The sequence below is a fragment of the Arthrospira sp. PCC 9901 genome (assembly GCF_059013425.1).
This window is the reverse complement of the sequence record NZ_CP102296.1, coordinates 2992572-3005002: the sequence shown is the minus strand read 5'-3', so window position 1 is coordinate 3005002 and position 12431 is coordinate 2992572. Positions and strand designations below refer to the sequence as shown.

General features: G+C 45.5%; 7 protein-coding genes and 1 pseudogene. 4 read left to right on the top strand and 4 right to left on the bottom strand.

Going from position 1 to position 12431, the window contains the following annotated elements; translation table 11 throughout:
* Positions 1–128: 128 nt before the first annotated feature.
* The gene (gene rlmD, locus NLZ44_RS13135; protein ID WP_006623606.1) at positions 129–1514 is read right to left on the bottom strand and encodes a 23S rRNA (uracil(1939)-C(5))-methyltransferase RlmD; all 1386 of its coding nucleotides are present in this window, start codon (positions 1512–1514) and stop codon (positions 129–131) included.
* A gap of 396 nt (positions 1515–1910) precedes the next feature.
* On the opposite strand from rlmD, the gene NLZ44_RS13130 reads away from it, so the two are divergent.
* Positions 1911–2396, top strand: coding sequence for an allophycocyanin subunit alpha-B (locus NLZ44_RS13130; RefSeq protein ID WP_315765984.1), 486 nt, complete (start codon positions 1911–1913; stop codon positions 2394–2396).
* Between the two features lie 162 nt (positions 2397–2558).
* Positions 2559–3179, top strand: coding sequence for a hypothetical protein (locus tag NLZ44_RS13125; RefSeq protein WP_493750063.1), 621 nt, complete (start codon positions 2559–2561; stop codon positions 3177–3179).
* A 548-nt stretch (positions 3180–3727) separates the two neighbouring features.
* Here the strand turns inward: NLZ44_RS13125 and phaB are convergent.
* From phaB to NLZ44_RS13110, 3 genes are all read right to left on the bottom strand, one after another.
* Entirely contained in the window at positions 3728–4450 is a 723-nt protein-coding gene (gene phaB, locus NLZ44_RS13120; protein WP_006623602.1) for an acetoacetyl-CoA reductase PhaB, read from the bottom strand.
* A 27-nt stretch (positions 4451–4477) separates the two neighbouring features.
* Positions 4478–5668 (bottom strand): acetyl-CoA acetyltransferase PhaA, encoded by a 1191-nt coding sequence (gene phaA / locus NLZ44_RS13115; protein WP_369299304.1) that lies wholly within the window; start codon positions 5666–5668, stop codon positions 4478–4480.
* A 199-nt stretch (positions 5669–5867) separates the two neighbouring features.
* On the bottom strand, positions 5868–9044 hold the full coding sequence (locus NLZ44_RS13110; RefSeq protein ID WP_493750062.1) for a sll1366 family intein-prone helicase: 3177 nt from the start codon (positions 9042–9044) through the stop codon (positions 5868–5870).
* Positions 9045–9366: 322 nt separating this feature from the next.
* Here NLZ44_RS13110 and NLZ44_RS13105 point away from each other — a divergent pair.
* Together NLZ44_RS13105 and NLZ44_RS13100 are read left to right on the top strand one after the other, a co-directional pair.
* A pseudogene (locus NLZ44_RS13105) lies at positions 9367–9755 on the top strand (zinc ribbon domain-containing protein); the annotation flags it as partial.
* A 370-nt stretch (positions 9756–10125) separates the two neighbouring features.
* Positions 10126–12288 (top strand): polyribonucleotide nucleotidyltransferase, encoded by a 2163-nt coding sequence (locus NLZ44_RS13100; RefSeq protein ID WP_493750061.1) that lies wholly within the window; start codon positions 10126–10128, stop codon positions 12286–12288.
* Positions 12289–12431 lie beyond the last annotated feature (143 nt).

Sequence of the window (12431 nt, the reverse complement as noted above, 5' to 3'; positions counted from 1 at the left end):
TATATATGCCCGCACATTTTCCCATAATACTATTGTAGGTCAAGTCGCATAATATGTCAATAGTAAATTTGGGAATTAATCAGAGAGAGACAGGAAGGGGTGGGAGGAGTTTTTGGGCATGAGTTAGATTAGTGACTAAGAGTCAAAAAGGCTGCACATTCAACATGGGAGGTTTGTGGGAAAAAATCGGCAGGTTGTACTTTGGTGAGTTGATAAATGCCGTTTTCGCAGAGTAGTTGTAAATCTCGTGCCAAAGTAACGGGACGACAACTGATATAAACAATGCGTTGAGGCTGTAGATTTAAGAGAGTTTGAATAACAGTGCGATCGCATCCTTGTCGGGGTGGATCTAGCACAACTATATCTGGCTGAAATGGTATTTCTGGCAAGAGTTTTTGGACGTTACCGACGCGAAACTCTACATGATTAATATCATTTAAATCAGCATTAGAAATAGCTTGTTCTACCGCCCCAGCTTGGGACTCCAAACCGATCGCCCTAATTTCTCCTGGGGGGAAATTCTGTCCTAATTGCTTGGCTAGGGGTAGAGTAAACGTGCCGATACCACAGTAAGCATCTACTAGAATTTCGTGACCCTGCAAATTCAACTCCGAGGAAATAGCTGATAACAGAGATTCCGCCGCTTCCGTATTGACTTGAAAGAAATTGTCCGAAGTCAAGCGCAACTTTAAATCAGCAAATATCTCATGTATATAAGGTTTGCCGATGAGACAATGGGTATTTTTGCCAAGGATAGCATTAGTGCGATCGCTATTGATATTAAGACAAACTCCTACCAATTGTGGATATTGCTGTAGCCAGATATCAGCCTGTTCTTTAAGTTGTGGTAAATTATTATCTTTGACTACAAGAGTGAGCAAAATTTCCCCTGTGCGCCGCCCTATGCGAAAAGAAAGATGGCGGATAGTGCCAGTGTGTTGTTGTTCATCATAAACCAGCCACCCGCGATTTTGGATATCCTGTTTAATGTTAGCCAATAAAGGATTGAGGCGCTGATCTTGCACCGGACACTGATTCAAATTAATTAACCGATGGCTGCCCTTTTGATAATATCCAGCTTGTACCTGACCTGTAGAAGATAATCGTAGGGGATAGGTAACTTTATTGCGATAGGCTAAAGATTGAGGGGAGGGCAAAACTGGGGCTACTGGTGGTTCTATAAATCCCCCCATTTTGGTTAACGCATTAACTACTAAACCCCTTTTAGCTTCTAGTTGGAAATCATAATCTATATGCTGCCACTGACAGCCCCCACATTTGTCAGCAACAATGCAATGGGGACGGATACGGGATGATGACGTTGTGATCAGTTTAAGTATTTTGGCTTCTGCGTATTTAGACTTAACCCGTGTGAGTCTGACCAAAGCGCGATCGCCTGGGACCGTATCAGGGACAAACACAACTCGGTCTTGATATCGTCCGACTCCGTTTCCGCCTTCTGCTAAATCTGTAATTGAGACTTCTATCTGTTGACCTTGCTGCCAAGTTGCCATACTTTTAAATCCGATAGTGTGAAATGATCAGGTGAAAACCTCTGGGAGGCTTTTTCGTAGGATAAGCGTTTTTTCGGTTGGTGTCTGTAGCCCTCTGTAGTCCTGAATCGCTAAACTACTTAATGTTAGTGGTCTGAGAGGCATTAGGGGAAGCCTTATGGGAAAGGGCGAGTTAACAACTCCCTCAGACCGGGACAATCTGTTCATGATGCGATCGCGAGAATATATCAGTGGGTCAACCTGAATAATACTGGTAAGTATAAGCCGTACCGATAACCCCCAGCATTTAGACTAGGATCGGTATGAGGGGAAACTTTAATGTACCATTCTCAATAGGGGAGGTAGACTGTGAAGGCTATCTCGACCGGAAATTATTGTTTATCTGTTTGAAAAACGATGACTGTAGTAAGCCAAGTTATTCTCAAAGCCGACGATGAACTCCGTTACCCGACCACTGGGGAACTCAAGAATATTAGTGATTTCTTGAAAACTGGTGAGCAAAGGTTGCGGATTGTCGATACACTTACCGAAAACGAAAAAAAGATTGTTGACCGTGCTAGTGGACAACTGTGGAAGAAGCGCCCAGATTTTATTGCCCCCGGTGGTAATGCCGCTGGACAGCGGGAACGTTCCTTGTGTTTGCGGGACTATGGCTGGTATCTGCGTGTAATTACCTATGGCATTCTGTCTGGAGATAAAGATCCTATTGAAAGCATTGGCTTGATTGGGGTTAAGGAAATGTACAATTCTCTGGGTGTTCCTATGCCGGGAATGGTAGAGGCTATCCGTTGCCTCAAGGAAGCATCTCTGGCGCTTTTGGATGATGAAGATGCTAAGGAGGCAGCCCCTTACTTTGACTTTATTATCCAAGCTATGTCCTAACTAGGGATTGTTTGGGTTTTTAGCTATAGGCACAAACAGCCCCATGTCTAAAGGCTATTCTTGGGCGATCGCATCCCAGGGTCGGCATGGGGTTGATTTTGTTAATTATTTGGCTATGATGGGTCTGCCATCAGATCTTTAAAACTGAAGGAGTCGGTGTTAATGAGTATTAATAGAACAGAGATAAATTGGGAACACATCGGTCATGCTAACTATGTGGTCGCTATGGCTGCCATGGATGGTGCCCTTTATGCAATTACTCAAGATTATAAGTTGTGGATTAGGGTGGCTGTCCCTGGGGATATTAACTGGCAGGTGATTGGTCAGGCTAATCAGGCTGTCGCTATGGCTGCCGCTAATAATATGTTATTTGCTGCTACCCAAGATGGCTCCTTCTGGGTCCGTGAAGGGGTGGCTGAGGATATCAAGTGGGATAAGATTGGTCAGGCTGAGAAGGTGATAGCCATGACCGCCAGTGACGGTAATCTCTATGCCGTTACTTCGGATAATAAGTTATTGACTCGGGAGGTCAATACTGAGGATATTCCTTGGGTCGAGATTGGTCATGCTAATAATGTGGTGGGATTAACTGCTACGGGTGGAAAACTTTATGCTGCTACTTCTGACAATAATCTCTGGATGCGCGATACTGTCCACGAGGATTTGATCTGGCAGCAAATTGGTCATGCTAATAATGTGGTGGCTATGGCTGCTAGTGAAGGGAAATTGTTTGCTGCTACTTCTGATAATCGTTTATGGATACGTCCGGCTGAGGCTTCTTAACGGGATAATTGATCACCCGACTTTAGGGTGCGTCAGACCCCCGACTATGGCGATTATAAGAGGATAATTATCAACTGACGCACCTTCCCCCTTCCCCCTTCCCCCTTCCCCCTTCCCCTGTAATTCCCCGGTGGGGTAGGGCGGGTTTATGGCTCTGGTCGTGGGGAATTGAGAATTGACAGCAGAGGCGCGCCCCTACAATTAATAATTAATTCGGAAATAGGGTTGACAGGTGGCGGGGAGTAGTGGTATTATATTGACATATTTATAAATAATTGGATATTTGCAAAAATAAAAAAAATGTCAATAATCCGATTATCTAATATAATACCACGATTCAGCGACAAAAGCAAGCAACCCCGCCACAAAAATTTTTTCGCAACATTTCTTAATTTTTGTTTACAAAACTTAACATAGTGTGAGTTTTGAACAAGCGATCGCGAATTATGGGGATTATGGAGTGGCGGGTTATAATGGAGGTTTTTAAAAACGGAAATCCGACTAATAAACCCGCCGCCATTTAGGAGTAGCTAACCGCGATGAAAAGCCTAGGTATGGTGAGCGCCATTAACACGCAATACCTCTCCGGTGACATAACTACTAGCGACAGGAGAGAGTAAAAAAGCGACAGCCCAGGCGATATCTTCAGGTTCACCAAAACGCCGGAAAGGAATTTCTGCGGTAATTTTATCGCGGACTTTATCAGGGATTTTTTGAGTCATTTCGGTATTAATAAAACCGGGTGCGATCGCATTAGCGCGGACATTAAAACGAGCGCCTTCCCGTGCGATAGATTTCATCATCCCAATGACAGCAGCTTTAGTGGAAGCATAATTAGTTTGTCCAGCATTACCGCGATCGCCTGAGATAGAACTAATAGCGACGATAGAGCCAGCATTCTGGTCATACATACCTTGAATAAAAGGCTGAATGGTATTTTTCACCCCTTTAAGGTTAACAGCAATAACCTGATCCCAATCTTCATCAGTCAACTTAGTAAAGAAATTATCGCGGGTAATACCAGCATTAGCGACGACACCATAAACAGTCCCCAACTTCTCGCCAATTTCCTTAGCAGCGGACTCCATACTGTCCAACTTAGTGACATCAGCTTTAAGCGCCAGTCCACCTGGGGGAGTTTCCCCGTCAATGACATCAATAGATGCAACTTTCGCGCCAAACTCGACCAATAACTTCACAATAGCCGCGCCGATACCCCGTGCGCCGCCAGTGACAATAATCACCTTATCCTCAAGTCCTAAAGAAACCATTTATCCTCCTTAAAAAAACCGAAAAAACTACACACGCTCAATAGCAAAAGCCGTACCGCCACCAGTACCATGACACAAAGCGGCGAGACCCAAACTCTTATCATGTTGTTCCAAAGCATTAAGTAAAGTCACAACAATGCGGGAACCGGAAGCGCCAATAGGGTGTCCGAGAGCGATCGCCCCACCATTAACATTCAACTTATCTTGAGAGACCCCCAACATTTTATCAAATAACAAGGTACTAACAGCAAAAGCCTCGTTATTTTCAAACAAATCGAAATCATTAACCGACATTTTCAGGCGACCCAGTAATTTCTGAGTAGCGAAAATCGGCACTTCTGGAAACCGCCAACTTTCACCACCAGCCCAAGCGCCGCCCAGCACTTTAGCCAGAGGTTTCAAGCCATACTTTTGTACAGCAGCCTCACTAGCCAAAACAATCGCCGCCGCACCATCAGAAATTTGGGAACTATTCCCAGCAGTCAAGACCCCATCTTTCTGAAAAGCCGGACGCAACTTAGCCAAACTTTCCAAAGTAGTCTCAGCGCGGATACCCTCATCAGTATCAATCACCTGAGTTCCCTTACGGCTAGACACCTCAATGGGGGAGATTTCATTTTTAAACAATCCCTTTTCGGTAGCTTCCGCCGCGCGTTTTTGGGAGTAAAAAGCCACCTCGTCCAAAGCCTGACGACTGAAACCATGTTCAGCGGCCAAACGTTCAGTTTCATCCCCCATACCGTCTCCGGTAGTAGAGTCTGTCAAACCATCATAAAGCAGAATATCCATCAACTGCTCTGGGGCTCCCATAAGGAACTTATAACCCCACCTAGCGCGGTGAGACAAAAAGAACCCCGTTTGCGACATACACTCAGTCCCCCCTGCCAGCACTAGATCAGCCTCTCCAGCTTTAATAGTGTAGCAGCCATTGATGAGACTCATCATAGCAGAAGAACAAACCATATCAATGGCATATCCATCGACTGTAGCGGGTATACCTGCTTTCAAAGCGGCTTGACGGGGTATTAGTTGTCCGTGTCCTGCTCGCAACACATTTCCGAAAATATAAAGATCCAGGTTTTCACCGGAAACTCCAGCTTTCGCCAATGCAGCTTTCATGGTATGAGCGCCTAGGTCAGCCGGAGAAAATCCAGATAACCCCCCCCCAAACCTACCTAGGGGGGTGCGTGTGGCGGAGACGATATAAACTTCTGTCATTAGTCCTCCCAAAATACCCAGTTCGATACTAATTCATCGAATTTTGCAGTTGTACTCTATCACTGGCTGTTGAACTGAAGGGAATTTGTTAGGTTTTTTTAACTTATGCTGGACTTGTAGGGGAAAATATGGAGAATTACCCAGAAGTCCAGCGGTAGGTCTGTTGGTTTGAGGGGACGGAGAGGGGACGGAGGAAAGTTTAGGTTTCTTCGGACTCTTCGATAATGGAACTTCTGTCTAAAATCAATAGGTTTCTGAGTTGGTCGGTATCCATTTCGGTGAGCCAGTCTTCGCCGGAACTAACTACTTGTTCGGCTAAGGCTTGTTTACTTTCTATGAGGTCATGGATTTTTTCTTCTAAGGTTCCGGTACAGACAAATTTATGCACTTGTACATTGCGAGTTTGACCAATCCGAAATACCCTATCGGTGGCTTGATTTTCTACGGCTGGGTTCCACCAACGGTCAAAGTGAAATACATGGTTAGCGCGGGTTAGGTTTAAACCGACTCCCCCAGCTTTGAGAGATAAAATCATCACCGGAGGTCCCTGGGGGTCCTGTTGAAAGCGATCGACCATTTGTTCTCGCTGAAGTTTCCGACTTCCCCCATATAAAAACAGGATTTCTCGATTTAACTTGGCTTCTAAATAGGGTTTTAAGAGTTTACCCCATTCGGCGAATTGGGTGAAAATCAAAGCGCGATCGCCTTCTGATATTAACTCCTCTAACATTTCATTTAAACGCTGCAACTTCCCAGAATAGCTAGGGTTTAGGGTTGGCGATTCTTTCTTAGCTTTGGTTTTCGCACCTAATAATAAGGGATGATTACAAACCTGCTTTAATTTTACCAATAATCCTAAAATCATCCCGCGTCTTTGTATCCCGGTAGAAGATTCAATTTCTGAGAGTGATTCATCTACCAACTTTTGATATAAACTAGCCTGTTCTTTGGACAGAGGACAAAATACGTTATTTTCTTGCTTTTCGGGTAAATCTTGAATAATATCTTTATCGGTTTTGAGGCGACGCAGAATAAAAGGTTGTACGAGCGATCGCAAAATTTGCAATGATTCAGTATCCCCATACTTTTCAATGGGAATAGCAAAGCGACGCTGAAAAAATGGTCGTTGTCCTAGATAACCAGGATTCAAAAACTCCAAAATTGACCATAACTCAGATAACCGATTTTCTACGGGAGTTCCAGTTAAAGCAATTTTAAAATCCGCCTCTAAGGTCTTGACTGTTTTCGATTGTTTGGCTTCGGGATTTTTAATATTTTGCGCTTCATCTAAAACCACACCCTGCCATTTTACTGATTGTAATTCGGACTGGTCTCGATAGGTCAAAGCATAGCTAGTAATTACCAAGTTTTTGCCTTTAATAGCCGGGGGAAAAGCCTTTCCTTTGGCTCGTTTATCTCCATGATGAACCAAGGTTTTTAAACAGGGTCCAAACCTCTTAACTTCCCGTTCCCAGTTCCCTAAAACGGAGGTAGGACAAACCAATAAAACTGGATTTATCAGATTTTCTTGTAGCTGTAAATGTAGCAAAAAAGCAATCAATTCTATGGTTTTTCCCAACCCCATATCATCAGCCAAACAAGCACCCAGACCCCATTCTTGCAGAAAATTCAACCAACCCGCACCTCGGGCTTGATAAGGTCTTAACTCTCCCTTAAAAGTGGGGGGAGTAGCGATCGCATCAATGGTACGATTATCAGTTAAAGCGGTTAACAAGTCCGCCAACTTCCCTCCAGCTTCAAAATCAACGACAGGGAGTCGTTCAATAGTTTGAGTATCTCCAGTAGATAAACGCAAAGCATCTTCCAGAGAAAGATTCATCTGTTCTTTCCGACTCGCAAAAAAAGCCTGAGCGGCTTTAATGTCTCGTTCTCGCAACTCGACCCATTCACCGTTAACCTCAACTAGCGGACTATTTTTTGCCACCAAACGGTCAAATTCTGCCTTAGATAAACTTTGACCACCTATGGCTAACTCCCACTTAAAATTTAACAGACTTTTTAAACCCATTTTCCCAGAAGTTTTACCCCTAGGAGCATTGGCTTTAATCCGCAAACCCAAACGACTCGCCCAACCTTCACGATTACTTAATCCTGGTGGTAAAATGACCCCCAAGCCACTATCATTAAATCGCCAAGCTACACGAGTAATAAACTCATAAACCTGACCAGATTCGAGCCAGCAGCCCTGGGGACTAGCTTCTGACAAACTCTTCTCCATCAGCGGATATAATTTACAAGCTAATCCTAAACCAGCCAGGAGAGTTTCTTGGGGATAACGAATCGTCCTTTCCCGATAAATAAAAGCCTCAACTGGGTGTTCCCAAATAGTCGCCGCCTCAACGACAAAATCAGGGTCATCAATAGCCTGTAAACCATATTCTAAACGCCAGTCTTTAGTTTTTCCCTGGGGAGGTTGCAGACTAAAACTCGCCCTAAATAGGGTTTGTTCGACCAAAGACTGTTGGAGGGGAAACATCCAATTCTCTAAGCTGGTCTGGAGGGTATCTATTTCCTCCGTATCAGCTTCTATGTAGCCGCCAGCATCATCGGCTAAACCATGCAACCACATTCTAACCACAGGGGTGAGAATGGCTACATTAGTTAAGGCTTTGCGTTCGACTTCTTGGGCAATAGGACGCACCTGGCAATCAATGATTGCCCCTAAAGCCCCTAATATCAAATCCTCAGCACTTCCGGGCAAAAATAGGGCAGAAAAGATAGATGAGCCCTTCTGTGGCTGTAGGGGCGATAAACCGTACATTCGACAAACGGTCGGCATTAAGCCAGCAAATTTTAACAGGCGGGCGCGATCTGTGGCACTATCAAGAATGGGCTGCCATTGGGCGATCGCTTTTGAGTCACTGGCGCTAATCACAGGTAAAAATTTACGCCTAGCCAGAAGGTCTAAACTCCAGCGGTTTACATGAGACCAAAACCGGACATCCTCTCCTAACCAGTCTAAATCTATCGCACCTAAAGGTAAGGACTCGAACAGGTCAAAAGCATCACTGGGGTTCAGCCGATACCCGGTAACTAACCAAGGATACAGGTAGATATCTGCGGCTTCTGCGGCTTCTGTGGCCGCGGAATGAATGGGGGTAAGATGACCAGTATGGCTGTCAATATGGGTGGGAAGGGCGATCGCTTCTGTGATAGTATCGGGAGAGAGTTTAGATAAGGCTATATCTTGCCCGAGAGACCATTGGGAGAGTTCCTCCTCGGTCATAGCGAAACTATAGGGCGCTATTTCCGACGGGTTATCCTGTTGTGCGCCACCCCCCCGCCAAGTTTCCCCCCAAATGAAGACATAACTATCGTCCGGGTTAATCCGCCAAGTTCCATGTAAAATAGCCATATTGCCCCCCAGTATCTACTAGCAACCGGTTAAATTTTAAGCGATCGCGTGCTATGGTCGCTCTGTTCTTCAGAATTAGCCCAATTTCGAGAAATATTAGCTCTGGTTCAAACTTTCCAGAAGTGATCTACAATAGGTGTCAACATCCGAGAGCTTAATTTAATCGCAGATTAGTTGAACCAATTAGGGCGATGCGCTACAATACCAAGTATGGTGCGAGACCTTCGGGTATGAAATAGAGCTGAAATGGGCGAAATAACTACCCGGTGAGGACTTCAACCCCTTGGTTGATTGGGTCGCATCCCTGACCATCCCATAACACAGCCGGATTTTTTGGCCCACCTTCGAGACTTCCAATATGGCCAGTCAGGTGAAGCGGAAAATCAGGTCTAAGACTGCCCGCGCCATGCTGACATGGGCGCATTATCGATTCAAACTAACCCTGAGACATCAAGGGGAAATAACTGAACAGTTGTAGATGTGACCGAAGAATACACCAGCAAAACCTGTACTCACTGTGGTCATGTCCATTCCCAGCTAGGTGGCTCAAAAGTGTTCCGATGTCCGGAGTGCGGGTTCACTCTACCACGGGACTGGGACGGTGCTTTTGGAATCTTTCTAAAAGCTTTGCGGGATACCGCCTCTGTTACCTTAACGGGTAATAGTGCTGTCGTCGCATTGTCCGGGAACAACCGGAAAAATGTCGCGTAAATGTATCAGTCCCTTGATATCTCTTGATGTAAACATCAGATGATCAGAAACAGTCTGGCTTACAGCTAGGCTAATTACTGATTGACTGATTAAACCCCTCCCACGCTCGATGTGTAAACTGTGCCAACATAGCTGAAAATGTATCTTTAAAGGTGGCAGCAGCGATCGGTACTGAAAAATAAAAAATAGGCGGGAAAAATTTTCAGCCTGGGGTATGACTCCCCCATAATGGGGCGGGGAAATCTTTAACCCATTGCGATCGCATCTACAAAAACTGGATAGGCGGATACCTGGGATGGTTCCCCTGTTTTTGGTTAGGTGAGTGTCAAGATGGTGAGAATTTGTGATAGCAGGAAGGAAGAGAAAATAGATGCAAGAAATTGATAAGTCGATATCCTTTGATGGACGGGATATTAGACTCAAGATTGGATTACTAGCGCCGCAGGCGGGAGGAGCCCTGTTAGTAGAATCAGGAGATACATCAGTTCTGGTAACAGCAACTCGTGCAGAAGGAAGACCGGGAATTGATTTCCTGCCCCTATTAGTAGATTATGAGGAAAGACTTTATGCTGGTGGTCGTATCCCCGGCGGATTTCTACGGAGAGAGGGTCGCCCCCCAGATCGCGTTACTCTCACCAGTCGCTTGATTGACCGCCCCCTACGTCCTCTCATTCCCGGTTGGATTAGAGATGATATTCAAATAGTTGCCACTACTTTGTCTATGGATGAACAAGTACCACCGGATGTTCTGGCGGTAACAGGTGCTTCTGTGGCTGTGTTGTTGGCCAGAATTCCTTTTTATGGACCTATGGCTGCGGTGCGTGTGGGGTTAGTGGGAGATGATTTCATTATTAATCCTACCTACAAGGAAATTAGAAACGGTGACCTCGATTTGGTGGTGGCTGGGTCGCCCCAAGGTGTGGTCATGGTGGAGGCGGGGGCTAATGAATTGCCAGAACATGATGTGATTGAGGCGATCGATTTCGGTTATGAGGCGGTCATGGATTTGATTAAAGCCCAAACTGAAATTATGCAGGAATTGGGGATTGAGAACCCGATCGAAGAACCGCCACCAGAAGATCCGACTTTGATAGAATTTATCCAAGAACGGGTTACAGAACCAGTTAAAAAGGTTCTGGGTCAGTTTGAGTTGACCAAAGATGAACGGGATGCTGCTCTTGATGTGATCAAAGAAGAGCAAATTGTCAGTGCGATCGCACTAATGCCAGAAGATGACCCCATTAGCTTGTTCAATACCGAAAATCCTAAAGCGGTGGGGATGATCTTTAAAGACATCACCAAAAAACTCATGCGACAGCAAATCCTCTCCGAGGGAGTGCGGGTTGATGGTCGCAATTTAGACCAGGTGCGTCCGGTGTCCTGTCGGGTGGGATTATTACCAAAACGAGTCCATGGTAGTGGTTTATTTAATCGCGGTCTAACTCAGGTCCTCTCTATTGCTACTCTGGGGACCCCCGGAGATGCTCAAGATCTTGATGACCTCCACCCCCAAGATGAAAAACGCTATATGCACCACTACAATTTCCCTCCCTATTCTGTGGGGGAAACAAGACCTATGCGATCGCCAGGACGTAGAGAAATTGGTCACGGTGCTTTGGCGGAAAGGGCTTTATTGCCTGTGCTACCATCAAAAGAGCAGTTCCCCTATGTGATTCGGATTGTCTCTGAGGTGCTATCCTCTAATGGGTCTACTTCTATGGGGTCCGTTTGTGGGTCCACTCTGGCTTTGATGGATGCTGGGGTTCCCATTACCAAGCCTGTGAGTGGCGCGGCGATGGGTTTGATTAAAGAAGGGTCGGAAGTTCGTATCCTCACAGATATTCAAGGGATTGAAGACTTTTTGGGAGATATGGATTTTAAAGTCGCAGGTACCGATACCGGTATCACCGCCCTACAAATGGACATGAAGATTACTGGCTTGTCCTTGGATGTAGTCGCAGATGCGATCGCCAAAGCTAAACCCGCACGGCTGCATATTCTTGAGAAAATGCTGGAAGTGCTACCTAAAGCTCGTCCTGACCTGTCTCCCTTCGCACCTCGCCTGCTTACATTGAAAATTGATCCAGACTTAATTGGTTTGGTCATTGGTCCGGGAGGTAAAACCATTAAAGGAATTACCGAAGAAACAGGCGTTAAAATTGACATCGACGATGATGGCACTGTTACCATTGCCTCTACAGACAGCGAAAACGCCGCCCGCGCTTACCAAATTGTTCAAGGTATGACCCGCAAGCTAAACGCCGGAGATGTCTATGTAGGGAAAGTTACCAGGATTATTCCTATTGGTGCTTTTGTGGAAGTTCTACCCGGAAAAGAAGGCATGATTCACATTTCCCAATTAGCAGAATACCGAGTCCCCAAAGTTGAGGATGAGGTGGCTGTTGGAGATGAGGTCATCGTGAAAGTCCGCGAAATTGACCCCAAAGGTCGGATTAACTTAACCCGCCTAAAAATACACCCCGACGAAGCCGCCGCCGCCAAGGCTGCTGCTAGTAGTGGCACTGTGCAATAGTTGACCTAATTGCCCTCTCCACAAGCGTTTCCCCGCAGTAGGGGCGAAAATTGTTCGCCCCTACAATTGTTTATTAATCATCCTCGGAATCTGTGAGGGTCAATTTTACACTATATATGCGCCCACATTTTCCCATGATAATA